27 protein-coding genes are annotated in these 25,552 nt (G+C 60.5%); 11 read left to right on the forward strand and 16 right to left on the reverse strand.

The window, feature by feature from the left end; translation table 11 throughout:
- Window positions 1–82: 82 nt before the first annotated feature.
- The 8 genes from AB6803_RS23310 to AB6803_RS23345 form a co-directional block, all read right to left on the reverse strand.
- On the reverse strand, window positions 83–2,740 hold the full coding sequence (locus AB6803_RS23310) for a molybdopterin-dependent oxidoreductase (protein WP_371111119.1): 2,658 nt from the start codon (window positions 2,738–2,740) through the stop codon (window positions 83–85).
- Between the two features lie 11 nt (window positions 2,741–2,751).
- A complete protein-coding gene (gene nirD / locus AB6803_RS23315; RefSeq protein ID WP_371111120.1) occupies window positions 2,752–3,087 on the reverse strand; it encodes a nitrite reductase small subunit NirD in 336 nt (111 codons plus the stop codon).
- 4 nt (window positions 3,088–3,091) lie between these two features.
- Window positions 3,092–5,542 (reverse strand): nitrite reductase large subunit NirB, encoded by a 2,451-nt coding sequence (gene nirB / locus AB6803_RS23320; RefSeq protein ID WP_371111121.1) that lies wholly within the window; start codon window positions 5,540–5,542, stop codon window positions 3,092–3,094.
- A gap of 4 nt (window positions 5,543–5,546) precedes the next feature.
- Window positions 5,547–6,347, reverse strand: a complete 801-nt coding sequence (locus AB6803_RS23325) for an ABC transporter ATP-binding protein (protein ID WP_371111146.1) — start codon at window positions 6,345–6,347, stop codon at window positions 5,547–5,549.
- A gap of 10 nt (window positions 6,348–6,357) precedes the next feature.
- A complete protein-coding gene (gene ntrB, locus AB6803_RS23330) occupies window positions 6,358–7,251 on the reverse strand; it encodes a nitrate ABC transporter permease (RefSeq protein WP_371111122.1) in 894 nt (297 codons plus the stop codon).
- Between the two features lie 65 nt (window positions 7,252–7,316).
- Complete coding sequence (locus tag AB6803_RS23335) at window positions 7,317–8,615, reverse strand: CmpA/NrtA family ABC transporter substrate-binding protein (RefSeq protein WP_371111123.1); 1,299 nt, start codon at window positions 8,613–8,615, stop codon at window positions 7,317–7,319.
- Between the two features lie 365 nt (window positions 8,616–8,980).
- Entirely contained in the window at window positions 8,981–10,252 is a 1,272-nt protein-coding gene (locus tag AB6803_RS23340) for a CmpA/NrtA family ABC transporter substrate-binding protein (protein ID WP_371111147.1), read from the reverse strand.
- Between the two features lie 49 nt (window positions 10,253–10,301).
- Window positions 10,302–10,889, reverse strand: coding sequence for an ANTAR domain-containing response regulator (locus AB6803_RS23345; protein WP_007692813.1), 588 nt, complete (start codon window positions 10,887–10,889; stop codon window positions 10,302–10,304).
- A 267-nt stretch (window positions 10,890–11,156) separates the two neighbouring features.
- Between AB6803_RS23345 and htpG the strand changes: the two genes are divergently transcribed.
- On the forward strand, window positions 11,157–13,046 hold the full coding sequence (gene htpG, locus AB6803_RS23350) for a molecular chaperone HtpG (protein WP_371111124.1): 1,890 nt from the start codon (window positions 11,157–11,159) through the stop codon (window positions 13,044–13,046).
- Between the two features lie 25 nt (window positions 13,047–13,071).
- Here the strand turns inward: htpG and AB6803_RS23355 are convergent, their stop codons facing one another.
- Entirely contained in the window at window positions 13,072–13,602 is a 531-nt protein-coding gene (locus AB6803_RS23355) for a tannase/feruloyl esterase family alpha/beta hydrolase (protein ID WP_371111125.1), read from the reverse strand.
- A gap of 56 nt (window positions 13,603–13,658) precedes the next feature.
- A complete protein-coding gene (locus AB6803_RS23360) occupies window positions 13,659–14,618 on the reverse strand; it encodes a zinc-binding alcohol dehydrogenase family protein (protein WP_371111126.1) in 960 nt (319 codons plus the stop codon).
- 62 nt (window positions 14,619–14,680) lie between these two features.
- Between AB6803_RS23360 and AB6803_RS23365 the strand changes: the two genes are divergently transcribed.
- From AB6803_RS23365 to AB6803_RS23400, 8 genes are all read left to right on the forward strand, one after another.
- Entirely contained in the window at window positions 14,681–15,172 is a 492-nt protein-coding gene (locus AB6803_RS23365; protein WP_371111127.1) for a MarR family winged helix-turn-helix transcriptional regulator, read from the forward strand.
- A 132-nt stretch (window positions 15,173–15,304) separates the two neighbouring features.
- Window positions 15,305–15,526: a hypothetical protein gene (locus AB6803_RS23370; protein WP_371111128.1), complete on the forward strand. Its 222-nt coding sequence runs from the start codon at window positions 15,305–15,307 to the stop codon at window positions 15,524–15,526.
- A 193-nt stretch (window positions 15,527–15,719) separates the two neighbouring features.
- Complete coding sequence (gene pqqA, locus AB6803_RS23375; protein WP_007692844.1) at window positions 15,720–15,815, forward strand: pyrroloquinoline quinone precursor peptide PqqA; 96 nt, start codon at window positions 15,720–15,722, stop codon at window positions 15,813–15,815.
- Between the two features lie 25 nt (window positions 15,816–15,840).
- Complete coding sequence (pqqB, locus tag AB6803_RS23380; RefSeq protein ID WP_371111129.1) at window positions 15,841–16,749, forward strand: pyrroloquinoline quinone biosynthesis protein PqqB; 909 nt, start codon at window positions 15,841–15,843, stop codon at window positions 16,747–16,749.
- The gene (pqqC, locus tag AB6803_RS23385) at window positions 16,709–17,473 is read left to right on the forward strand and encodes a pyrroloquinoline-quinone synthase PqqC (RefSeq protein ID WP_371111130.1); all 765 of its coding nucleotides are present in this window, start codon (window positions 16,709–16,711) and stop codon (window positions 17,471–17,473) included. Before pqqB ends, pqqC begins: the two co-directional genes overlap by 41 nt.
- Window positions 17,470–17,769, forward strand: coding sequence for a pyrroloquinoline quinone biosynthesis peptide chaperone PqqD (gene pqqD, locus AB6803_RS23390; protein WP_371111131.1), 300 nt, complete (start codon window positions 17,470–17,472; stop codon window positions 17,767–17,769). The genes pqqC and pqqD overlap by 4 nt, the downstream gene beginning before the upstream one ends.
- Window positions 17,766–18,890 (forward strand): pyrroloquinoline quinone biosynthesis protein PqqE, encoded by a 1,125-nt coding sequence (gene pqqE, locus AB6803_RS23395; RefSeq protein ID WP_371111132.1) that lies wholly within the window; start codon window positions 17,766–17,768, stop codon window positions 18,888–18,890. The genes pqqD and pqqE overlap by 4 nt, the downstream gene beginning before the upstream one ends.
- A gap of 301 nt (window positions 18,891–19,191) precedes the next feature.
- Complete coding sequence (locus AB6803_RS23400; protein WP_371111133.1) at window positions 19,192–19,848, forward strand: hypothetical protein; 657 nt, start codon at window positions 19,192–19,194, stop codon at window positions 19,846–19,848.
- 7 nt (window positions 19,849–19,855) lie between these two features.
- Here the strand turns inward: AB6803_RS23400 and rpsU are convergent, their stop codons facing one another.
- The 6 genes from rpsU to AB6803_RS23430 form a co-directional block, all read right to left on the reverse strand.
- Complete coding sequence (gene rpsU / locus AB6803_RS23405) at window positions 19,856–20,095, reverse strand: 30S ribosomal protein S21 (RefSeq protein WP_007692858.1); 240 nt, start codon at window positions 20,093–20,095, stop codon at window positions 19,856–19,858.
- Window positions 20,096–20,136: 41 nt separating this feature from the next.
- Window positions 20,137–20,289 (reverse strand): hypothetical protein, encoded by a 153-nt coding sequence (locus tag AB6803_RS23410; protein ID WP_371111134.1) that lies wholly within the window; start codon window positions 20,287–20,289, stop codon window positions 20,137–20,139.
- A 274-nt stretch (window positions 20,290–20,563) separates the two neighbouring features.
- Window positions 20,564–21,301 carry a molybdate ABC transporter substrate-binding protein gene (locus AB6803_RS23415; RefSeq protein ID WP_371111135.1) on the reverse strand — a complete coding sequence of 246 codons (738 nt, stop codon included), beginning with the start codon at window positions 21,299–21,301 and terminating at the stop codon, window positions 20,564–20,566.
- A complete protein-coding gene (locus AB6803_RS23420) occupies window positions 21,298–22,086 on the reverse strand; it encodes an ABC transporter ATP-binding protein (protein ID WP_371111136.1) in 789 nt (262 codons plus the stop codon). Before AB6803_RS23420 ends, AB6803_RS23415 begins: the two co-directional genes overlap by 4 nt.
- Window positions 22,076–23,110, reverse strand: coding sequence for a FecCD family ABC transporter permease (locus tag AB6803_RS23425; RefSeq protein WP_371111137.1), 1,035 nt, complete (start codon window positions 23,108–23,110; stop codon window positions 22,076–22,078). The genes AB6803_RS23420 and AB6803_RS23425 overlap by 11 nt, the downstream gene beginning before the upstream one ends.
- Entirely contained in the window at window positions 23,107–24,204 is a 1,098-nt protein-coding gene (locus AB6803_RS23430) for an ABC transporter substrate-binding protein (RefSeq protein ID WP_371111138.1), read from the reverse strand. The genes AB6803_RS23425 and AB6803_RS23430 overlap by 4 nt, the downstream gene beginning before the upstream one ends.
- Window positions 24,205–24,547: 343 nt before the next feature.
- Between AB6803_RS23430 and AB6803_RS23435 the strand changes: the two genes are divergently transcribed.
- Together AB6803_RS23435 and AB6803_RS23440 are read left to right on the forward strand one after the other, a co-directional pair.
- A complete protein-coding gene (locus AB6803_RS23435; RefSeq protein WP_371111139.1) occupies window positions 24,548–25,354 on the forward strand; it encodes a 3-methyl-2-oxobutanoate hydroxymethyltransferase in 807 nt (268 codons plus the stop codon).
- Window positions 25,355–25,412: 58 nt separating this feature from the next.
- Window positions 25,413–25,552: ACT domain-containing protein (locus tag AB6803_RS23440; RefSeq protein ID WP_371111148.1), on the forward strand; the 140-nt coding region annotated here is incomplete at its 3' end.

Raw genomic sequence — 25,552 nt, forward strand, 5'->3', positions numbered from 1 at the left:
GTCAAGTCGGTAGGCGCCGGCCGATCCGTGGGCACTTTGTCGCGCCTCGGGCGAGGCGTTTGCGGGGCTAAGGAGGCGGCTCTTATTCGGCCGCGGCTGCCGGGCATCCGTCGATGATTCCACGGATCTCCGCGCGGCAGGAGCCGCAATTGGTACCGGCATTTAGTGCTTTGCCGACCGCCTCGACGCTGTGGCAACCGTTACGGACTGCACCGACGATCTGATTGACACCGACGCCAAAACACGAGCAGACGGTTGCTCCGGGATCGGGCGTGTCGGCACCCGGCCGTCCGGCAACGAGCGCGAAGCGTTTGCGCAGATCGCTATGGGACGCGGCGAGCTGGGCGATAGCCCAATTGCGCGCGACAGCGACAGGCTGGCGGGCGAGAAACAGCGCCGCGAGCAATCGTTCGCCGTCGAAGAAGGCGAGCCGCAAATCGCCGGAGGTTTGATCGGCATAGCCGAGCGGTTCGATATGCGCGGGGATATCGAAGGTGGCGCGACACCAGCTTGCCCAATCCTCCTCCGTATCATCGAAAGCAAGTTCCACCCGCCAACCACCATCGGCTTTGGCGAGCACCCAATAAGCGCTATCCAGCCGCTGTGGCCTTGCCATGGAAACAGCGAAGCCATAACGCGCCGCCTTGAAGGAGCGGGCAGCGACTGCGATATTCTTCGACGCAGGCTGGCCGGAAATGGGGTCGGTCAAGGGCGTGACGACAGCGTCGATACGCGCCTTTGCGGCAAACCGGTCGTTCCAATGCATCGGCACGAACAGGCTGCCGCGCGCCTGGCGTTCGGTTACCAAGGCGCGTACGATCACCTTGCCATGCGGGCTTTCGATCTCGACCAGACCGGCGTCGCCGATGCCCATCTCGATCGCATCGCGGGGATGGATCTCCGCAAAAGGCTCGGCGATATGTGACGACAGGCGGGCGCTTTTGCCGGTGCGGGTCATCGTATGCCAGTGGTCGCGAATGCGGCCGGTGTTGAGCGTGAACGGAAAGTCTGCGTTGGTGCGGTCTGATTCTGGAGCCTTGACCGGCACGAAGCGAGCTTTGCCGTCAGCATGAAAGAATCCGCCGTCAGCGAAGAAACGTGTCGCCTGCCGCGCTGATCCCGAGGGCTGAGGCCATTGGAATGGCGAAAGCGCGTCGTAGTCGTCAATTGCGATTTGCCCATAAGCGCCGATATCGAAATCCCGGCTACCGTCATTTTCGAAACTGGAAAGAGCGGCGTGTTCGGCAAAGATGTCGGCGGCAGAACCAAAGGCGAAGGCGTCGCCAAATCCCATGCGATGGCCGACTTCGGCCATCTGCCACCAGTCTGGTTTCGCATCGCCCGGAGCGGGGAGATACGCTCGCTGGCGGGAGATCCGGCGTTCGGAATTGGTGACTGTACCGCTCTTCTCGCCCCAGCCGAGGGATGGCAGCAGGACATGGGCGTGCCGCGTCGTATCTGTTTCTTTCAGGACATCGGAAACGACAACGAAGGGACAGGCCTTGATGGCTGCCTCGACGGCATCTGCATCCGGCATCGAAACCACCGGATTGGTCGCCATGATCCACAATGCCTTGATGCGGCCATCGGCAACGGCGCGGAACATGTCGACCGCCTTCAACCCCGGACGCTCGGCAATCGTCGGTGCGTTCCAGAAGCGCTGTACCCGATCGCGGTCATCGACATTTTCGATTGCCATATGGGCGGCGAGCATGTTGGCGAGCCCGCCGACCTCCCGCCCGCCCATGGCATTCGGCTGGCCGGTGAGCGAAAACGGCCCCATGCCGGGCCGGCCGATACGCCCGGTCGCCAGATGGCAATTGATGATGGCGTTGACCTTGTCGGTGCCGGAGGAGGATTGATTGACGCCCTGGCTATAGCAGGTCACCACCTTTTCCGCTGTTACGAACAGGCGGAAGAACTCGCGCAGCTGCATCGCCGGCAGACCGGTCTTGTCGAGCAGATCGCTGAAGCTCAGCGCAGAGGCCTCGGCAAACGCATCCGGAAAGCCCTCCGTATGGAGCGCGATGAAATTCTGGTTGATGGCGGCGCTCTGGGCAAGCTGGGCGAGGAGGCCCATGAACAAAGCGACGTCGCCGTCCGGGCGGATCGCCAGATGCAGGTCGGCAATGTCCGAGGTCATCGTCCGGCGCGGGTCAATGACGATGACCTTCATTCCCGGCCGCGCGGCCTTGGCGGCGGCAAGGCGCTGGTAGATGACCGGATGGCACCAGGCGAGGTTGGAGCCGGTCAGGATCACCAGATCGGCAAGCTCGATATCCTCGTAAGTTCCCGGCACGGTATCCGAGCCGAAGGCGCGGCGATGGCCGGCGACGGAGGATGACATGCAGAGCCGCGAATTGGTGTCGATATTGGCCGAGCCGATGAAGCCTTTCATCAGCTTGTTGGCGACGTAATAGTCTTCGGTCAGAAGCTGGCCGGAGACATAGAAGGCGACGGAATCGGGACCGTGTTCCGCGATGGTTTCGGAAAAGCGAGCGGCGACGAGATCGAGCGCTTCGTCCCAATTCGCCCGTTGGCCCTGAATCTCTGGATAGACGACGCGGCCGTCGAGATCGATGGTTTCGGCAAGCGCCGACCCCTTGGAACAGAGCCGGCCATAATTGGCCGGATGCTCCGGGTCGCCTTTAACGGAGACCTTGCCGTGGTCGTCGACATTGGCGATGACGCCGCAGCCGACGCCGCAGTAAGGGCAGGTGGTTTTGGTCTCAGCGGACATGACTGCTCCGGTCACTCCGCCGCCATCATCAAACTATCGAGAGCAATCGACAGGGCTCCGTTCTCGTTGCGCACCGGAATGGTCCTGACCGAACCCTTGTCTGCCCCCAAAGCTTCGCCGGTTTCGAGCGAGATCACCCAGTTGTGCAGCGGGCAGGTGACGGCAGCGCCATGGACGATGCCTTGCGAAAGTGGACCGCCCTTGTGCGGGCAATGGTCCTCGATGGCGAAGACTTGGTTTTCGGCGGTGCGGAAGACGGCGATCTTGCCCTGCGGGGTCTTCACGCAGCGTGCGCCGCGCAGCGGGATATCCGAGATATCGCCGATGTCTACCCAGTTCATATCCATGGTCTCACTCCGCCGCCTGATGGAAGCCAACCGTCGCCATCGGCCGGAATTCATGCTTGTCCTTGCCGGAGACCCGCTCCGACCAGGGATCGACCTGTGCGAATTTCTGGCTAAAGACGAAGCGGTCGTAATAAGCCTTGCGCTTGTCGGCATCTCCCATGATCTGCCGGCGGATCTCGTCGAGGCCGATGCGCTTTGCCCATTTGTAGATGCGTTCGAGATAGCGGCCCTGTTCGCGGTACATCTGCGTCAGCGCCACGATATGCTCCAGCGCCTCATCCTCAGTCTTGACGAGGCCGAGCACTTCCGTGCCCTTGATGTCGAGGCCGGCGGCCCCGGCGAAATGGATCTCGAAGCCCGAATCCACGCAGATGACGCCGATGTCCTTACAGGTCGCTTCGGCGCAGTTTCTCGGACAGCCGGACACGGCCATCTTGAGCTTTGCCGGCGTCCACGAGCCCCACATGAACCTCTCGATACGGATGCCGAGGCCGGTCGAATCCTGCGTGCCGAAGCGGCACCAGTCGGAGCCGACGCAGGTCTTCACGGTGCGCAGACCCTTGGCATAGGCCTGGCCGGAGATGAAGCCGGCCTTGCCGAGGTCGGCCCAGACGGCGGGTAGATCCTCCTTCTGGATGCCGAGCAGGTCGATGCGCTGGCCGCCGGTCACCTTCACCATCGGGATTTCGAACTTGTCGACGACATCGGCGATGGCGCGCAGCTCGCCGGAATTGGTTACGCCGCCCCACATACGCGGGACGACCGAATAAGTGCCGTCCTTCTGGATATTGGCGTGGACGCGCTCATTGATGAAACGCGACTGATAGTCGTCGGCATATTCGTCCGGCCAGTCGCAGACGAGGTAATAGTTCAGTGCCGGTCGGCATTTAGCGCAGCCGCAGGAGGTTTTCCACTCCAGTTCTTGCATAACCGCAGGAATTGTTTTCAACCCCTTGGCTTTTATGAGTCTTCTGACGTCGTCATGTCCAAGTTCGGTGCAGGTGCACATCGGCTGCACGGCAGCCGGGTTATAGCTGTCACCAAGCGTGATCGACATCAGCTGTTCGACAAGGCCGGTGCAGGAGCCGCAGGAGGCCGATGCCTTGGTATGGGCGCGCACATCGTCGAGCGATGTCAGCCCCTTGGCGGTGATTGTTGATGTGATCTTGCCCTTGCAGACGCCGTTGCAGCCGCAGATTTCCGCATCATCCGGCAAGGCTGCAACGGCCGCCATAGGGTCCAGCGGCGACCCTCCCTGGTAGGCCTGTCCGAAGATCAGCGTCTCGCGCATCTCCGAGATATCGGTGGCCTTCTTTTTCAAATCGTTGAACCAGGCGCCATCGGCGGTTTCGCCGTAGAGCACGGTACCGATGATGCGGTTGTCTTTCAGCACCAGCCGCTTGTAGACGCCGGCCGAGGCATCGCGCAGCACGATCTCCTCGCGATCGTCGCCATCAGCGAAGTCTCCAAGCGAAAACAGATCGATGCCGGTGACCTTGAGCTTGGTTGGCGTGTCCGAATGCACGAATCCGGCTGAGGTCTCGCCGGCAAGCTGCGCCGCCGCGACGCGCGCCATTTCGTAGAGCGGCGCCACCAGGCCGTAGACCTGCCCGCCGACTTCGGCGCATTCGCCGATTGCGTAAATATCGCCGTCAGATGTGCTCATGCCGGCATCGACGACAATGCCTCTATTGACGGCAAGTCCGGCATCCTTGGCAAGCCCGGCGCTCGGGCGGATGCCGACCGCCATCACTACCAGCGTTGCCGGAACGACGGTGCCGTCGGAGAGCTCGACGCCCTCGACCTTGCCGTTGCCGACGATCGCCTTGGTGTTGGCCTTGGTGATGACCTTGATGCCGCGCTCCTCGATCGCTTTTTCCAGGAGGTAGCCTGCGGCAGGGTCGAGCTGGCGCTCCATCAGCGTCGAATTGACGTGCAATACGGTGATATCCATGCCGCGCAGATTGAGGCCAGCTGCGGCTTCGAGACCCAGCAGGCCGCCGCCGATGACGACCGCTTTGGCACGGGACTGCGCAGCAAGCAGCATGGCATTGACGTCGTCCAGATCGCGATAGCTCAGGACGCCCGGCAGGTTTGCTCCGGGAACGGGAATGATGAAGGGCACGGAGCCGGTTGCAATCACCAGCTTGTCGTAGCTCTCCGTGACGCCATGATCCGAGGTGACGGTCTTGTTGGCGCGATCGATGGCGACGATCTTGTGGCCCTTGTAGAGGGTGATGTTGTTCTTGATGTACCAGCCATCGCCATGGATGATGATCTGCTCGTAGTCCTTTTCGCCTGAAAGGACCGGGGAAAGCATGATGCGGTCGTAGTTGACGCGCGGTTCGGCGTTGAAGATGGTGACCTGATAGAGGTCCGGCGCCTTTTCGAGGAGATGTTCCAGCATGCGCCCGGGCGCCATGCCATTGCCGATGATGACAAGTTTCTGGGTCATGGGCTTACTCCGCCGCTTCGACAAAGCGGTGGCGTTCGTAGAGGAACTTCAACACAGCTTCGCGGCATTTGAGATAGGTTCGGTCAGCGGCAAGCTCGAGGCGGTTGCGCGGCCGGGCGATCGGCACGTCGAGCACATCGCCGATATAGGCGGCCGGTCCGTTGGTCATCATCACGATGCGGTCGGAGAGCAGCACGGCCTCGTCGACATCATGGGTGATCATCACCATGGTGCTGCCGAGGCGGGCATGGATATCCATCACCGCATCCTGCAGATGCGCGCGCGTCAGCGCGTCGAGCGCGCCGAAGGGCTCGTCCAGCAACAGGATCTTCGGTTCCATGGCGAGCGCCCGGGCAATGCCCACGCGCTGTTTCATGCCGCCGGAGATTTCCGAAGGGCGCTTGTCCTTGGCATGCGCCATCTGCACCAGGTCGAGATTGCGCATCACCCAATCATGGCGCTCGGCCTTGGTTTTCGTGCCGCGAAACAGTTTCGAAACAGCAAGATTGACGTTTTCATAGACGGTCAGCCAGGGCAGGAGGCTATGGTTCTGGAAGACGACGGCGCGCTCGGGGCCGGGCGCATTGACCTCCCGGTTTTCCAGCAGCACCGCGCCGGCCGAGACCGGGGTCAGACCGGCGATCAGGTTAAGCAGGGTCGACTTGCCGCAACCGGAATGGCCGATGATCGAGACGAACTCACCCTTGCCGATGACGAGATTGATGCCCTTCAGCACCTCCGCCCGTTGGCCGCCGCGGTCGAAATATTTGTCGATGTGATCAAGCTTGAGATAGGAGCTGGTCATCATGCTTTCCTTAATTGGCCGTGGCGCCGCGCGTGACAAAGGCGCCGATGGCGGCGACCAGCTTGTCGAGGATGAAACCGGTGATGCCGATATAGGTGAGGGCGACGATGATGTCGGGCAGGCGCGAGGAGTTCCAGGCGTCCCAGATGAAGAAGCCGATGCCAACGCCGCCCGTCAGCATTTCGGCTGCGACGATGGCAAGCCAGGACAGGCCGATGCCGATGCGCAGGCCCGTGAAGATATAGGGGGCGGCAGCGGGCACCATGATGCGGAAGAAGAATTCGATCTGGTTCAGCCGCAGTACCCTGGCGACGTTGCGATAATCCTGCGGGATGTTGCGCACGCCGACAGCGGTATTGATGATCACTGGCCAGATCGAGGTGATGAAAATCACGAAGATCGCCGAAGGGCTGGAATTTTGAAACGCGGCGAGCGACAGCGGCAGCCAGGCGAGCGGTGGCACGGTGCGCAGGATCTGGAAGATCGGATCGAGGCCCCGCATCGCCCAGATCGACTGTCCGATTAGCGCGCCGATCAAGACGCCGGCAATGGCGGCAAGACCGAAGCCATAGGCAACGCGCTGCAGGGAAATGAGCACGCGCCAGGCCAGGCCGATATCCTGGGGACCGTTATAGAAGAAGGGGTAGGCTATGAGATCGTAGCTCTCCTGCCAGACCTGGGACGGTGGTGGCAGGCTGGCGCCGGGCTGCTCACAGAGGAGCTGCCAGACGCCGAGCAGGATGATGAGCACGACCAGCGGCGGCACGACGGCACGCAGGGTTGCCAGTGCGATGAGCTTGACATCAATGCGGCGAACGGGGCGGGCGGAGAGTTTCACGACGCGGCTTTCGTCTTGCGGTGCGGCCGTCGCGATGACTTCCTGTTTGCGGGCTGTTGCAGACATGAATCAGGTCCTTGAATCTTGCGCGACGCGGAGAGTGCGGAGCTCTTGAGGCATGACACCGATCATCACGACGCCACCTTGATGGAGAGGCTTTCGAGATAGGCGGAAAGGTTCTCCGGATCGAAGACCTTGCCGTCGAAGAAAGTTTCCTTGCCGCGTGAGGTCGAGGCCGGAATGTCGGCAGCGGCCACGCCAAGATCCTTGGCGGCTTCGCGCCAGATATCCTGGCGGTTCACCTCGCCGACCAGTTTCTTGACGTCGGTATTTGGCGCGAACTTGCCCCAGCGCATGTTCTCGGTGATGAACCAGGCGTCATGGCTCTGGAAGGGATAGGAAACACCGCCCTTCCAGAACTTCATGTAAAGGTCGGTTCCGTTGGCGACGCGCCCATTGCCATAGTTGATGTCGCCCTTGAGGCGGCCAAGAATATCCTTGGGCGGCACGTTGAACCACTGTCGCTTGCCGAGGATGGTTGCCATCTCGTCCTTGTTGTCCATGCTGTCGCACCATTGCTGGGCCTCCATGACGGCCATCAGCAGTGCCTTGGCGGCATTGGGATTCTTCTCGATCCATTCGGCACGCATGCCGAGCGCCTTTTCCGGATGGCCCTTCCAGATTTCGCCGGTGGTACAGGCCGTGAAGCCGATGCCCTGATTGACGAGCTGTTCGTTCCAGGGTTCTCCGACACAGAAGACGTCCATGTTGCCCACCTTCATGTTCGCCACCATCTGCGGCGGTGGCACGACGATGGTCGAGACGTCCTTGTCGGGGTCGATGCCGCCTGCGGCGAGCCAATAGCGGATCCAGAGATCATGGGTGCCGCCGGGGAAGGTCATGGCGGCCTTGATTTCCTTGCCGGCCGCGCGCTTGGCGTCGAAGGCGGCCTTCAGCTTGGAAGCATCCAGTTGAACGCCGGTATCGGAATATTCCTTGGCGACGGAGATGGCCTGGCTGTCGTAGTTGAGGCGCGCCAGGAGGGCCATCGGCACCGGCTGGTTGTTCTGCGTGACCTTGCCCGTGTGCATGAGATAGGGAAGCGGCGAGAGGATGTGTGCGCCGTCGATGCCGTTGGCAGCGCCTCCGAGCACGAGATTGTCGCGGGTCGCGCCCCAGGATGCCTGCTTTTCAACGTCGACATCCGGCAGGCCGTGTTTTGCGAAGAGACCTTTCTCCTTGGCGATGACCAGCGGCGCTGAATCGGTGAGCGCGATGAAGCCGAGCTTGGCGCCGGAGACTTCCGGTCCGCTCGTGGCCGCGAAGGCGCCGGAGGGGAAGGCAGTCTTCACCGCACAGATAAGGGCTGCGGTACCGGAGGTCTTCAATAGGTTACGGCGCGTAAAGCTGCCGGACAGGATCGTCTTCATATGCGGGCCCCTCTGCTGGTGTCTGACGGATTTTTGGGAATAAAAAAACGCCGCTCGGTTGATGCAGCCCGGGACTTGGGAGAGTCCCTCGGGGCAAAAACCTTGCGACGTCAATGTCACTGCGAGCGCATTTCTCGCGCTCGGCTTACTTCGATCGCCGTTGATCGAAGCAATGTTTACCAAGCAAGCGGCGTGCCAACTGCCTTCAATTGGTGTATTGTACTGAAAATATTGATGTTATTCCCATTCGCCTAGCCTTGCCTATTTTGGGAGCGAAGGAGAGGTCTGCAAATATTTTGGGCGCATGCTGTCGTGGCGGCACGTTGGCCTGCGTCGATTTTATGCAATGCAGCGTCTGCCGGTTGTCAGATCTCTTCGCCCGAAGATGCTATCTGCGTCTTTGCCTTGACTGCAAATCCCGCGACATAGGAGGTCATGTCCGAGGGATCGAAGACGAACCCATCCATGAAGCGATCGCCGTCGCTGTCCCCTTCCACGCGGATATCGGCATCGGCGGGAGCGGCGTCATTGCCGAGCGCCAGCCGGTAGAGGTCGGGCCGATAGGCGGAAGCGGCCATGCGTATATTGTGTTCGGAGAGGGCACTCTGGCCCCAGCGCACCATCTGGCTGAGAATCCACAGTGCCTGGCTGGGGCGTGGATAATTGGCGAAGCCGGCATGGAAGCTGAAGTATCTGTCGATCACCCTGCGATTGCCCTTGGCATCGAGTCCGAACTCGCCGGCAAGCACGTTGCGGATAATGCCGACGGGGGCAGCGATATAGCGCTGATCGGCGAGCGCTTCGGCAAGTGCATCGTGATTTTCCGCCCGGTCGCACCAGCGTGCTGCCGCATCGAGTGCCACGAGCAGGCGGGAGACGGTTTCGGGATGGCTTTCGGCCCAGTCCGGCCGCATGCCGATGACCTTCTCCGGGGCGGAGGGCCAGATATCCTGCTTGGCGGCGACGATGCGGCCGACGCCTCGCTCGGAGGCCACCATGTTCCAGGGCGCGCCGACGCAGAAACCGTCGATGGCGCCGGCCGCGAGCGCGTCGGATGTCAACGGCGGCGGGACGACGACAAGCTTCACATCCTGATCGGGATCGATACCGCCGGCGGCAAGCCAGTAACGGAATTCGTAGTTGTGCGAGGAGAAGGGGTAGGTCATGCCAAGCGTCGGAGGTTGCTCGCCGCGCGCCTTCATCTGCTTGGTCACGGCCGCCAGCGCCCGGGCATTCTCCAAGGCACTCGCCAGGTCTGACAAGCCCGTTTCCTCTCGCATACGATCGAACAGCCGCGTCGACAGCGTGATGGCATTGCCGCCGCTGCCAAGAGAGAAGGGCGTGATGGTCGGAGAGGGGTTGGAGCCAAGCCCCAGCATCGAGGCAACCGGCATCGGCGACAGCATGTGGGCGATGTCGAACTGACGAAAGGCAAGGCGATCCCGGACATTAGCCCAGGAGACATCCTTGACGAGGTCGAGCGTGATGCCTTCCTTCCGTGCAAAGCCGAATTCCGCTGCCGCGATCAGGACCGATGCGTCGACAAGCGGGATGAATCCCGCGCGCAGAACCTTCGGTCCTTCGCCTGTCAGGCGGAACGGCGATGCGAGATTGCTGCCGGAACTGCTGCTGTTCATCATATCCACTCCGGTTTCCTCCGGAAACTTGCTTCACCGCAGGCCGGCGTCACATCAACAGGCCCGCGGCCGTGACGACGCTTTGCGCGATATCGGAAATCTTCTTCTTCTCGTTCATCGCCGTCTGCCGAAGGAGCGTGAAGGCTTCCTCTTCCGACAGGCCGCGCATCTTCATGAGGATGCCTTTGGCACGCTCGACGATCTTGCGCTCTTCCAGCGCCGATTTTGCATCGGCAAGCTCGCGTTGCAACCGGCTGAAGGCATTGAAGCGACTGACGGCCATGTCGAGTATTGGCTTCACCCGCTCCTTCTTCAGCCCGTCGACGATATAGGCCGAAACGCCGGCATCGACGGCCGCCTCGATCGAAGCCGTATCGGAGCGGTCGACGAACATGGCGATCGGGCGTCCGACCGTCCGTGTCAGCTGGAACAGATGCTCCATCATGTCGCGGTTCGGGTTCTCGATATCGATGATGATCACGTCGGGCTTGAGGGTCTCGATCGTGCGTGCCACGCCATGGACCTCGTGGATGACTGTCACGCGCGCATGACCGGCCTCCCGCAACCCCTCTTCGATGATCGAAGCGCGGATGGTATTTTCGTCGATCACAAGAATGGTCAGATCCAGGCGGCTCATGCCGCCTTTATGGCGCAACGCAACAAAGCGGGCAAGCCATGCGCCAAAATATTAGGCGATGTCATGCGTGCCTAAAAAATATTCAATCCCGTCGTTCTGTGGCGAAGCCTAGGTCGCGGTCCTCGACACCAAAGCCGCGCAGAGATTTCCCGAGGCAATAAAAGCACATCGTCTTATGCGTAATTAAGCGACATCAACTTGAAATTTCTCCCTTCTTCCGCCACCTCTTCGGCGCGACTTTTAATATTCCCAGGAGACGAGACGCACATGACGACAACCACCGCAGAAAATCCCGCCGAAAGCCATGTTTTTGAGGCCGACGTTGCCCGTCTTCTGCATATGATGGTTCACTCGGTTTATTCCGATAAGGATGTATTTCTACGCGAGCTGATTTCGAACGCGGCCGACGCCTGTGAGAAGCTGCGATACGAGGCGATCGCCACGCCTTCGCTGCTGGCAAGCGATCCTGACAGCCGTATCCTGCTGACGCTGGATGACGAGGGCAGCCGGCTTGTTGTCGAGGATAACGGCATCGGCATGAGCCGCGATGAGATGATCGAGGCGCTCGGAACAATCGCCCGCTCCGGTACGCGCGCCTTCATGGAGCGCATCGAAGCCAACAAGCAGGGCGAGGGCGCTCAGCTCATTGGGCAGTTCGGCGTTGGCTTCTATTCCTGCTTCATGGTCGCCGATCGCGTCGATGTCGTCTCGCGCCGCGCCGGCACGGATGATGCCTGGCTCTGGTCCTCCGACGGCAAGGGCGGCTACAGCGTCAGCCCGATCGATGTCAGCGAAGCGCCGGACCGCGGCACGCGCATCACCTTGCATCTGATGGAGGATGCCAAGAGCTACGCATCCCGCTGGACCGTCGAGCGCATCGTCAAGGCGCAATCGGGTCATGTGCCCGTGCCGATCACGATTGCCGAAAAGCCCGGTGCCGAGGCGACGCAGCTGACCGACGGCACGGCGCTGTGGACGAAATCGAAAAACGATATCACCAGCGAGGAATATACCGACTTCTATCGCGGCATTTCGGGCCAGTATGACGAGCCGGCATTGACGGTGCATTTTCGCGCCGAGGGCCGCCACGAATATTCCGCGCTTGCCTTCATTCCCGGTTCCCAGCCTTTCGACCTCTTCGATCCGGATCGCAAGGGCCGCATGAAGCTCTACGTGAAGCGTGTCTTCATCACCGATGAGGCGGAATTGCTGCCTCGCTATCTCCGCTTCGTGCGCGGTCTTGTCGACACCGCCGACCTGCCGCTGAACGTCTCGCGCGAAATGATCCAGGAAAGCGCCATCCTCTCGGCGATCCGCAAGGGCGTCACCAACAGGATCATTACCGCCATCGAGAAGCTTGCGGAAGGCGACAATGATGCTTTCCTCAAACTCTGGGAATCGTTCGGAAGCTTGATCAAGGAAGGCATCTACGAGGACTACGAGCGGCGCAGCCAACTGGTGGCGCTGTCGCGCTTCCGCACGACGGCGTCCGGAGAAGGCTATCGCTCTCTTGCCGACTACGTCAAAGATGCCAAGGAAGGCCAGCAGGCGATCTACTATCTCGCCGGCAATAGCCTCGAACAGCTGAAGGCATCGCCGCAGCTCGAAGGATTTCGAGCCCGCGGCATCGAGGTGCTGCTGCTCTCGGATTCCGTCGACAGCTTCTGGGTGACGAACGCGCCGGAATTCGAAGGCAAGGCGTTCAAGTCGATCACGCAAGGGTCGGCCGATCTCGCCCAGTTCAGCAAGGTCGCGCAGGACGCGACCAAGGACGAGGCAGCGCCGGCGGAGGTTCAGGCCTTCATCGATTTCGCCAAGGAGAAGCTTTCGGATCAGGTTTCCGATGTTCGCGCATCGGATCGCCTCATCGAAAGCGCCGTCTGCCTGGTGGCTTCCGAACAGGGCTATGACCGCCAGCTCGAAAAAATCCTGCAGGGCGCCGGCCAACTGCAATCCGCTGCAAAGCCGATCCTGGAAATCAATGGCGATCATCCGCTCGTCAAGGCCATCGCCGCCAAGGGTGACCAGTCGTCCCTGCGCGACGACGCGGCATTCCTGCTGCTCGACCAGGCGCGTGTCCTCGATGGCGACAAGCCGGCCGACCCGCGTGCCTTTGCCGAGCGGCTGGTGCGCGTGATGGAAAAGGCTTTGCAGTAGAGTTCTGATTGCTCGCGGCATAGTCTCAAGCAGACGAACACGACGGCGAAGCTTCGCCGTCGTGAGGTCGCATAAGCCTATTCCGAGTGGGGTTTGTAGGGCTGATAGAAATCCGCGCCAGCCCAAGGCTCGATGACGGCTTCCTGACGGTCACCGCGCGTGTAGCGGGCTGTGAGGTTCGGATCGCCCTTGCCGCCGTATTTTGCGGTGAAAGGATAGGGGCAGACCGTGCGTGACCGGACAACCTTGTCGGCGCGCCGCTCGGCTGTCCAAAGCCGCTGGCGTCATCATCCGCCGTCTGCCGGGCGACGATCTCCTGTGGAGCGGTACCCTTCTCGACCCAGTTCAGCATCGATGTCAGCAGGTCGATCTTGTTCGGACCTTCGCCGCCATCGCAATGATATATGCCTGGAAAGAGGTAAAGCCGCGTGAACTGATCGTGTTCGGGAACAGCGCGTTGCCGTGAATGGCGCGCTGTGGAGTTCGACCCGATGAATGACCCTGCCTTTCTCGCCGTGCTGGTTGCTTCCGGCCACGCAACCAGCACGACCCTCATCCGAATATTTCGAAAGCCCAGGTCGATGGCAAACCGGTTATCCGTAGCAATCGCGCCTAGTGTTCGATCGTAAAGACCGTGCGCCGATTGCTGTTGTCGAGTGGCCAGGCTTCCTCGACCTCGGAGAGCGGGGCAATTTTCATGGCGATTTCGAAGCCTCCGGGCACTGTCGCCTGAAACAGTTCGGCAATCGCGTTGACCAGGCGGTCAAGAGGAATGCTTCCTATGCCGCTGCCCATCAGGGTAATGGCGGATGAGCGCAGCACGGCGCCTGGAAGGTTGATATCTGAGCCGCTGATTGCGCCAATCTGGACGAAGCGGATCGGCACAGCGCCCCTGCCTGCCTTTGCAGCGGAGGTGAGGAGGCTTTCCGCGCTTTCACCCCACAGATAGTCGAGAACAACGTCTACTCCGCCGGCGAATTGCTCCTTGAATGCCTCTTCCAGGATGGGTTTGTCCTGGGTGAGGGGAATGGTCACATCGGCGCCTAGTCTCTCGAGAGCCCTGAGGCTGTCCGTGTTCCGGCCGGTCGCGATGACTTTGCTTGCGCCGAGATATTTGGCGATCTGGACTGCGAGCCGGCCCGACGTTCCAGTTGCGCCATTGACCAGAACGGTCTCGCCCGGCTGGAGCTTCGCCCGCTCTCTAAACGCCGCCCAGGACGACATTCCCGGGTTGGCGATGGCCGCCGCTGTCACATCGTCCAGTTCATCGGGCAGCATGATGCAGCGATCGGATGGCACGGGTGCCGCGTCCGCCATGCTGCCATAGGGCTCACGCGGCAGCACGAAGTAAACGCGCCGTCCGTCCTCCAGTCGCCCCACGCCGTCGATTCCGACCACGAAGGGGAATTGATTGGCTGAACTGTAGTGCGCGCCCGATGCTCGGCTCTTCACAACTTGGCTGATGGCGGCGGCGCTTACATGCACCAGACTTTCGCCAGCGGCTGGAATGGGCGTCTGGAAATCTTCATAAACGGGCTGTCCGCCCACTTCTCGTACGATCGCTGCTTTCATTATTCACTTCCTTTTCAGTGGGCCAATTTGCGTGTATTATGCACACATAAAGGAGATCGTCGGTGACATCAAGAAATAATGTGCAAAATACACATATTAAGTCTCAATTCCGGAAACTGCATGCCGCGGTGCTGGATATCGTCGCTGTCATAAACCGGCCCCAGGGTGACGAAGTGCTTATCAGGGAGGCCGGAATTCCACTCGATCGCGCACTTTTCCCACTGCTGGTCGGGATCGAGCGTTTTGGCCCGATCGGCGTTGTCGAGCTCGCGGACCGCGTCGGCCGCGACTACACGACCGTTAGCCGGCAGGTGGCAAAGCTGGAAAGCCTCGATCTCGTCGCGCGTCAGGCCTCAGCCGCGGATCGCCGCGTGCGTGAGGCCGTCATCGCTCCGAAGGGGAAGATCATGACGGATGCGGTGGACGCTGCACGCGACAGGATCGGCGGTGCGATTCTTGAAGCCTGGGATGTCAATGATATCGATGAGCTTGTCCGGCTAATGCGGAAGTTTGCCGATGCCTTAAATGGCGATTTGCCAGTAACAGCGCAGTAGGCAGTCAGGAAAAAATAGCGCCAATCATATTTCCGATGTACCTAATAATATGCAGCCCTTGCGGTGGCCTGTCCGGCACCAAATATCTTATCGTCAAGCACATCTATCGCCCCGAGAAAGGAGAAAAATGCGATGATCCGAAGATATCTCAGCAAGCATGATTACCCGCTGGATTCACTGGATTTGAACCTTTGTCAGCGCGCTTTTGATGCTCTTCTGGTGGAATTGAAGCTTGCGAAAGAGAGTGAGGAGGCCGAGCGGGTTGCGGCTACGATCATCGAGTTGTACCGCGAAGGGATTCACGACGAGCGCCAACTCATCATCATGGTGGGCGGTACCGGTAGAGAAACATGAAACGGTGGCGCGCGGATCACGGGCGATCGGCTCCCTCAAGTGGCCGCGCGGCGATTTTTCAGAGCAACTTATTGTGATCGCGATGGCCAGGAACGCCATGGCGTAAACGACATTAAGAGACGACCATCTGAAATTGCCCCAGCGGGCAATTGAGGCTAATCTTGCACTGCAAATCCGACGAAAGGAACGACTTATGAAGTGGCACGCTCCGAAATTCGTAGAGGTAAGCTGCGGCATGGAAATCAACCGGTATGCACCGGCCGATGGTTCCGAGCCGATCCTGTTTTGATCGCTGATCATCTGAAAGCAACGGATTGACTGTTCGATTTCTTGTGCTCGGCGCCGCCGCCGGAGGGGGCTTGCCGCAGTGGAATTGCGGCTGCCCGAACTGTGCGGCGGCACGTCAGGGCATTCTTGCTCCGCAGACGCAATCGTCGCTGGCAATCAGTGTCGATGGCCGGAGCTGGCTGATTGTGAACGCTTCTCCGGATATCCGCCAGCAATTGCTTGATCGACCGGCTCTTTGGCCCAAGGCATTGCGTGATAGCCCGATCAAGAGTGTCGTGCTGACGAATGGCGATGTCGATCACGTCGCGGGGCTTCTGACGTTGCGGGAAAAGCAGCCCTTTCAACTCCATGCAACAAGGGCGTTGCTGCAGACGCTGGAAGAGAATCCGATTTTCAAGGTTCTCGATCCCGCTCACGTTAAGCAAAAACCGATCGAACTCGAGACGTCGTTCTTTCCGTTGGATGGCCTTGAAACGAGGCTCTTTGCCGTTGCCGGCAAGGTTCCGCTTTATCTTGAGAAGGGCGAGCCGGAGCTTGGGCTTGAGACCGAGCAGACCGTTGGCATGGAATTCCGTGTCGGCGCCCGGCGTATCTTCTACATTCCGGGCTGTGGGGCGATAAGCGCTGCTCTGGCGGATCGAATTGCCCGCGCGGATCTGCTGTTCTTCGACGGCACCGTCTTCACCGATGACGAGATGATCAGGACGGGCACCGGCCAGAAGACCGGCCGGCGGATGGGGCACATGCCGATCAGCGGCCCCGATGGCAGTCTCGAGGCGTTGTCTCACCTGTCGATCGGGCGGAGCATCTATATTCATATCAACAATACCAACCCGATCTGGCGGGCTGGACCGGAGCGCGCCGAGCTCGAGCGACACGGCTTCGCGGTCGGCTATGACGGAATGGAGATCACGCTTGCGACAGGCAGCCAATAGAGAAGCGTTCGAAGCGCGCCTGCGCGCGGTCGGCGAGGTGCGCTATCACGATAAACACCCGTTTCATCAGCAGTTGCATGGTGGTCAGTGCAGCATGATCCAGGTGCAGGCCTGGGTCATCAACCGCTATTACTATCAAAGCCGTATCCCGATGAAGGATGCTGCCTTCCTGTCCCGTTGCGAGGATCCGCAGCTGCGACGGGCATGGCGCAATCGCATCGAGGATCACGACGGCGGTGTTGATGAAGGCGGCGGGATACGCCGCTGGCTGAAGCTCGCCGAGGCGGTGGGGCTTGATCCGGACTACGTCGCCTCGACACGCGGCGTGCTTGCCGGCACGCGGTTTGCGGTCGAGGCCTATGTTCATTTTGTCCGCGAAAAGCCGATGCTGGAAGCGGTCGCCTCTTCCCTGACGGAGATGTTTGCTCCGGCCATTCACGCCAATCGTATCGCCGGGCTGATCGAGCATTACGCCTTTGCCAATGACAGTGCGCTCGCCTACTTCCGCCAGCGCCTCAACGAGGCGCCGAAAGAGGTGGCGTTCGGCCTGAACTACGTTCTCGACCATGCCGATACGCTGGAGAAACAGGATGCTTCCGTCGCTGCCCTGACCTTCAAGACCGACGTCCTATGGTCGCAGCTGGATGCGCTTTCCCACGCCTATGTTAGCCCCGGGCTTGTCCCGCCTGGCGGCTGGGATGGGCGCGAAGGGGTGCTATTATGAGTGAGGACGACGCCCTCAAGATCGACGGCCAGACCACTGCCAAGCTCGCACGCGGCGTCAGGCTGCGTGAGGATGCGGCTCGCGGGCAGACGATCCTGCTTGCACCGGAGCGCGCGCTCGCATTGGACGAAATTGCGGTGGCGATCGTCGGTGCCCTCGACGGAGTGAGAACGCTGGACGAAATCGCCGCCGGATTCGCGCAGCAGTTCGAGGCGCCGAAGGAGGAGATTCTGAACGACGTGATCGCCTTCATCCGAGATTTTGCCAGCCGGCGGATGTTGGAGCTGAGCCGGTGAGCGATCATCTTGAAACCAGCAATGGCAGGGAGCGCAGCATCGCCGCGCCGCCGCCGATTGCCATGCTGGCGGAATTGACGCATCGCTGCCCGCTTGCCTGTCCCTATTGTTCCAATCCGCTGGCGCTGACCCAAAGCCGCGACGAATTGACGACCGAGGAATGGTTGTCCGCCTTCCGGCAGGCCGCAGAGCTGGGTGTCCTGCATTTGCATCTGTCGGGCGGCGAACCGGTCGCGCGCCGTGATCTGACAGCCCTGACCAAGGGCGCCGCTTCCTATGGCCTCTACACCAATCTCATCACCTCCGGCATCGGGCTGACGCAACCTCGTCTCACGGAACTGGCCGATGCCGGGTTGGATCACATCCAGCTTTCGATTCAGGGTGCGACACCCGAAATGGCCGATCGTGTCGGCAATTATAAAGGCGGCTATGCCCGCAAACTGGCGGTTGCCGGCTGGATCCGCGAGAGCGGCATTCCGTTGACTGTCAACGCCGTCTGTCACAAACAGAACATGGATCAGATCAGCGACATGATCGCAACCGCGGTCGAACTCGGTGCGCGCCGGATCGAGATCGCAACCGTGCAGTTCCACGGGTGGGCCGAGAAGAATCGCGCGGCCTTGATGCCGACGCGGGTGCAGGTCGAGAAGACGACGGCGCTGGTCGAGGAGGCGCGCAAGAGGCTGGATGGCATTCTGGTCATCGACTACGTGCCCGCCGATCACCATTCCCGCTATCCGAAAGCCTGCATGGGAGGCTGGGGCCGCACCGGGCTCAACATCACGCCATCGGGGCGCGTGTTGCCGTGCCACGCCGCGGAGACGATTCCATCGCTTGCCTTTGACAATGTGCGGGACAAGCCGCTCGCGGACATCTGGTATCACGGCAGCGCCTTCAACGCCTATCGCGGTGACGACTGGATGCAGGAGCCCTGTCGCAGTTGCGCGCGAAAACACATTGACCATGGCGGCTGTCGTTGCCAGGCCATGGCGCTTGCGGGCAGTGCGGATGCGACCGATCCCGTCTGCATCCATTCGCCGTTCCATCAGGATATCGCGACTCGCGCCGAAGACGACGGCCTCAGCGAACCGCCCGCATTTGTCTATCGGGGTCGCCCCTGATGGGTTTGGCGGTCATTTTGCGAGTGCGGCAAATGTGCACCGCAGCAAAAAACTTGAGCCCAAAGGGTTTACAAGCCGTCCGCTGGATGGGATTCTTTCGAAGATAGTTGCCTGATGCGAGTGGAATGTCTTTCTCGCATGGGCGGTGCAGGTGCCTGATGGGTGCCGATATGCATCGCTGGATTGGCGCTCAACAACCAAATCAAGCCGAGGCGGAATGCGGTTTTTCGCATCGCGTTCGGCTGTCGGTGCAGCATTTCGGCGCGCTTGCGTTGATACAAACGCTAATTGGGCTTTTGTGATGAGACTTGTTTTAACGCGCATTTTTCTTGGCGCGCTTGTCAGCGCGGTGTCGCTGTCTCGGACGGCTGATGCCGGTGATCTGTTGATCTGGACGCCGGTCAAGGTTGCTCCGCGGACCTATCAGACAACGATCGGCTTTCGGTTGCCGATGGCATGGGAAATGAGTGCCGGCGCCGATATCGGACTTGGAAGCGCCCCAGGCGGAAAGATCCTAAGTGGTACCGAACTTGCCACCTTCTGGGGAAAGGCAGTGGACGATAGCCGCAACTTTGCCAGCAAATCGCGCCGTGAAGTGGCGATCCGGCTGGACACGCTACGAGGCAGCGGAACGCTCTATCTCGGCCGTTCGCGAAACTGGATCGTCTCGAAAGATCTCGATCTGCAGACGACACGCGCGTTGAATGTAAACTATGTGGCGACTCAGAGCCAGCCTACATCCGTCACGGCCTCGCAGGGCGTGACGTTGATCTTTCCCTGGACCGGCACGTCGATTTCGGCGAACGGTGCGGTGACGGACCTCAAAGGTGCCGTCTCAAGCACGCTGGCCTTCAATCAGCCGATCGCGCCCAATCTCAATTTCACGGCTTCCGTCGTCGATCCGCTGGCTTTGACGCCAGCGGGCAACGTGAATGTGAACTATCGCATCAAATGGTAGGATTCTGTCAGCGCGCCGGCGGCGCCTTCCGCTTGGGGCCGGGGATCAGGCCTTCGCGCTGCATCTGCTTACGCATCGCTTTGCGATGCCGGCTGATGGCCTGCGCTTTTTCCCGCACGCGGCGTTCGGACGGCTTTTCATAAGACTGCCGTGCCTTCATTTCCCGGAACAAACCTTCGCGCTGCATCTTCTTTTTCAGTACCCTGAGCGCCTGTTCGATATTGTTGTCTCTGACCAGAATGTGCATTTGTTCTCCTTGTTGTTGATGTTGATAAAATCTTTGCCCCGTCAGCCGAGTTGTTCGGCGATCAGCTTCTCAAGCTCTTTACGCGTGAGAAGGCAGGGGTAGGGTTTCCAGTTATTGTCGGGCCGGTTGACGGCCTCATTGCGTTCATGCGGCTTCACCGCCGCAAGCGCGGCAGCGATATTTGTGTTGTTCAATAAATTTCCTCAGCTGGTCATTCGACCAGCGTCAATGACAATGGATAGTGGGAGCGCCGTCACGCGAGAGTGCGGAGGGCACGGGAGCTACGGTTCAAAAAATTGCAGCGGCTAATATCAAGCTACGGCTTCGAGGCGCTACGGATGGTAACGCAGGATCGCAGTCCTCGTTGCGCTATATAAGGATCGCGCGACGGTGTTGCAAGCGAGAACATCAAAGCGTGTCAGTGCTGGACGTTCCGGCCTAACCGATTCGCATGATGGGCTATCATGTTCATACGGGCTCAAACCCATTCCGTTCCAAGATCCGCTGGCCATCGCCGGACAACAGAAAATCCCGGAGTTGCCCAGCTTCTGCGCAAACGCCTTTGCGAATCGTCACGCCATACTCAATGATCGGCGAGAACTCTTCCGGAAGCGCGACGACACTGAAAGCCGGATCACTCTTCAAAAGGCGGGCATTCGAATAATAGCTCAGGGAGAGGTCGGCTTCACCATCGGTGATCAGCCAGCCGGCGCCCTTGCTAGGCGGCGTCGGCGGTGAGTTGCGCCCGCCGACCAATTGCCGGGCGCGGGACTTGAGCGGCTTGCCAAGACCAGAATGTTTGGCTTCGATCAGGTCGAAGACCTCGAAGGCATAGTCGCCGGCGGGGTCATCCCCTGGCGTCGACGTACCGATCTTGATCCTCGGATCGGTGATGACGTCGAGAAGGTTCGTGGTCGTCAGGCCAAGGTCGCTACGCGCGAGCACGCAAAGCTTGTTGCGGGCGAAACAGACCGCATCGTCGCTGATCCCCTGTACCGCCAGATGGCGGGGATGCGCCATGTTGGCGGAGGCAAAGAGGTCAAAATGCTCACCCGCCTCGATGCGCTCCCGCAGCAGACCGGCGGGTCCGAGGGTCAAGGATATCGGGACATCGTTCAGCTCGCGGAATGCCGCGATGATCGCCGGGAAAGCGTGCCGCATACTGCCTGCGGATAGAACGCTCAGCGGCTGAGCAAGCTCGGTCATGGATGTCTTCCTTTCCGATCCCTTTGCCGGAACAGCGGTACGAAGGAGGCGATCTCCTGGCCGCCGTCGCCCAGGCGCGCGGAGCGCACCGGAATGCCGTAGAGGTCCTCGAGATTGGCCTCATTGACGACCTCATCCGTTTCACCGACGATGATGCGCGCCCGTTCGAGCATCAGCAGTGAGCGGTCGGCGACCGCCAGTGCGTGGTTCGGCTGGTGCGTGGTGAAGGCGATGGCGAGATTGTCGCGATCCGCCAATTCGCCGAGCAGTGACAGCACGACATCCTGGTTCTTCAGGTCGAGCGCCGAAGCCGGTTCATCGAGAAGCAAGACGACGTTTTCGCCGGCGAGCGCGCGGGCAATCAGGACGAGTTGCCGTTCGCCGCCGGAAAGCGTGTTGATATTGCGTGACGCGTAATCCGCCATCCCGGTGGTGCACAATGCTTCCATGGCCTTTTCGATATCGATCTTGCGCGGCGTCTGGAACAGCGCGATGTGCCGGGCGCGGCCCATCAGCACCACGTCCAGCACCGAATAGGCAAAGGAGCCGGAGAACTCCTGGGGCACGAAACCGGTGCGTGCATTCAGCCGCAGCTTGCCGGAGGTCGGCTTCAGAAGGCCGGCAAGAACCCGCAGCAGCGTCGATTTTCCCCGGCCGTTGGGACCGAGAATGGCGACAATCTCTCCCGCCTTCAGGCCGAGGTCGAGGTCGCGGAATTGCCAGTGCATGCTGTCATAGGATTGGCTGGCGGCTTCGATCCACAGCATTGCCTGATCAGACGCCATGGATGCCTCTCTGGGTTTGCCACAGAACGAGTACGAAGATCGGCGTGCCGATCAGCGCTGTGAGAATCCCAAGCGGGATTTCCGTGCCGGTCGCCGTGCGCGCGACATCGTCGACGACGAGGAGGTATAGCGCGCCGATGATCAGTGACGCGGGCATCATCATCCGATGGTCGGAGCCAACCAGCATTCGCGCCATATGCGGCACGATGAGGCCGACCCAGCCGATGATGCCGCTGACAGCCACCTGCGCTGCAACGATCGCCGAGACGAGGATGAGAATCAACCAGCGCAGCGGCTCGACGCGGACGCCGAGGGCGCGCGCCTCCTCGTCGCCGATCGACAGAAGGTTGATGCGCCAGCGCAAGCCCAAAAGCAGGATGCTGCCAATGAGGACCGGGCCGGCGATGAGGATTAGCTTTTCCCAATTGGCCGTTGCGAAACTGCCGAGCAGCCAGAAGACCATGGCCGGCAGCTTGTCTTCTGTATCGGCTGTATACTGAACGAGGCTGACGAGCGCGCCGAAGAAGCCGCTGATCACCACGCCGGCCAGCACCAGCGCCAGGATATTGCGCCGCGCCACGATGCGGTTCAGCGCATAGACAAGGATAAGAGCCGATAGCCCGAAGGCGAACGACGTGGCGAGCAGGCCCGCCCGCGAGAGGCTGAGGAGGATGGCGAGCGTGCCGCCAAAGGCTGCGCCGGAGGAGACGCCCATGACTTGCGGACCGACGAGCGGATTGCGGAAGACGCCCTGCAGCGTGGCACCGGAGAGTGCGAGACCCGCGCCAGATAGCAATGCGAGTATGATACGCGGCAGGCGCACGGTGAAGATGACATTCGCCTCGGTCGGGGTTACCGGTGTCTCCGGCGGAAAGACCTGCGCCAGCAGGATCTGCACCACTCGGGCGAAGGAGATGTCATAGCGACCGACGCCGAGAGAGCCGATCGCCACGATGACGAGCATGGCGGTCAGGATAGCGATGGCCACCCGAGGCGAGCGGGGCGAAAACACGTCCGGGCTCATTGGCCCGGGCGATAGTCTGTGCGGTAGAATTCTTTGTAATAGGCGTCCGCTTGTGCCTGCATGTCGATATCCGCAAAGCGGTCGGGATAGAGCGTCTTCGCCATCCAGAGTTCACCGAGCGCCATGGCTTCCGGCATCGGATAACCCCAGGCCTTGGCATATTCGGGCATCAGATAGATTTTCCTATTCTTGACGGCATCGATCGTCTGCCAGGGCGCTGCGGTCTTGATCTCGTCGACCACGGTCGGATAGCGCTCCTGCACGAAGATCACGGCCGGGTTCCAGGTGAGCACATCCTCCATCGACACCTGCTTGAAGCCGGCGATCCCGTTGGCGACGTTCCTGGCGCCGGCGCGCTCCATCATCAGGCCGGTATATTTGCCGTGGCCGTAGGTGGTGAGGTCGGGATTGGCCATATAGACCGGCACGCGCTTGTCGTCAGGGAGATCGGCGAGACGGTCGGCGATGAGCTTGCGGGTCTTTTTGGTAGCGGTGATCATCTCCTCGCCCTTGTCCTTGCGGTCAAGAATATTGGCGATGAGGCGTACGCCCGTCGCAAACCCGGCATCGATTGCGGCGGGTTCGTCTTTGACGCTGGGATTGAGCTTCACCGCTTCCTGCGGCGGCACGTCGAGAAGGGAAATGGCGACGACCGGCAGGCCGGCATCCTCGATCTGCTTTATCATGTCGGCCGGCGCATAATTGGTGACGAAGATCACGTCTGGCTTGAGCTTCAGCAACTCCTCGATGTTCACCTTGGTGAGGCCGCCCGGCATGGCAAGCTTCGGAAGTTGCGGTGCGAGCCGCACATAGTTGGCGCCGAGCTGCTTCTTCCACTCGTCGAGCAGGCCAACCACCTTGTCCATCGCATCGAGCTGGACGGCGATGTTGAGCGTCTGATGCTGCAGGATGACGACCCGGTTGACGGTATCCGGGACATGCACCTGGCGGCCGATCTGGTCGGTCACGACACGATCCGCAAGGGCGGGAGTCGCGAGCAGTAAGCTGCTGATCACAAAAGCGATTTTGGCGATGAAGGCGATACGGCTGCGGCGCAAGATGATGTCCTCCTGGAAGAGGTCGACCGCTAGCATGATATCCAGATGGATACAACGGCGTTATATCCCAGTGAATATCTCGCAGATCGTGAAGATGGAGATGGATTGATGATGTATTCCATCATTAATGAGATGGATACTTGATGGCTTTTGATAGATTCCATCACGCTTGCATTGAGGCTGATGTAAACCCGGCCTATCCTTTGAGCCAAGAGGTAGGGCACGCATTTTGCGTATCGCGGGAGGCTGGAATGATCGAGATGAGGAAGAACGGCTGCCTGTCTATGGCCACTTTGTCCGTACCTTTTTGCGAACATCGCGGGACCCGCAATCGCCGCTTGCCGTATGAATGTTTCCATCTCTTTCCGAGGAAAATTCCATGAAAAAACACAGCCGCGCGACTGTCGCCGATCTCCTGGCGATGAAAGGCAGCAGACAGCTCACGATGTTGCGCGTGACGTCGCTGGAGGAGGCCGAGGCGGCCGAGACGGCGGGGATCGATATCGTGTCCGTGCCGCCGGCGCTGCTCGGCCCGGCTTTCCGCGAAGCGGCACCCACACCCTTTGCCATTCCCGGTCTTGAATATGGCGATTACGTCTCGGCGGAAGAATACATGCGCGAGGCTTTCAAGGTGCTGAAGGCCGGCGGGGATGCGGTCTATTGCGCCGCCGGCTTGCCGACGATCCGTCGGATGCGCGAGGAGGGCATTCCGGTCTGTGGCCATGTCGGCCTTATTCCTTCCAAGGCGACCTGGACGGGCGGTTTTCGCGCCGTCGGCAAGACGGTGGCAAGCGCCCTCGAGGTCTGGCGGCAGACCAAGGCGCTGGAGGAGGCTGGCGCCTTCGCTGTGGAGATCGAGGTGGTGCCGGGTAATGTCGCCGAAGCCATAAGTCGGAATACATCGATGCTGATGATCTCGATGGGAGCGGGAAGCGGCTGCGATGCCCAGTATCTTTTTGCGGACGATGTGCTCGGCAGTCATGGTGGTCACTATCCGCGCCACGCGAAGAAATATCGCAACTTTGCCGTCGAATATGAGCGGTTACAGCGTGAGCGCATCGGCGCTTTCGCCGAGTTTGCCGCGGATGTCCGGTCGGGCGCCTATCCGGAACGGCAACACCTCGTTTCGATCGAGGATGAGGAACTGCAGGCCTTTCTGCGGCGTCTGGCCGATGGTGGCCGATAGGGATGTAGACCGCAACTCTTCACAACATGTCGATGAATTTCAAGCGGATGAGAATAGCATGACGCATTACGTACTCACGGTTTCCTGTCAATCGACGCGCGGGATTGTTGCGGCGATCGCGAATTATCTGGCCGACCAGGGCTGCAACATCGTCGATTCCAGCCAGTTCGACGATCTCGATACCGGCAAGTTCTTCAT

It is taken from the genome of Rhizobium sp. RCC_161_2 (genome assembly GCF_041355235.1).
GTDB lineage: Bacteria > Pseudomonadota > Alphaproteobacteria > Rhizobiales > Rhizobiaceae > Rhizobium.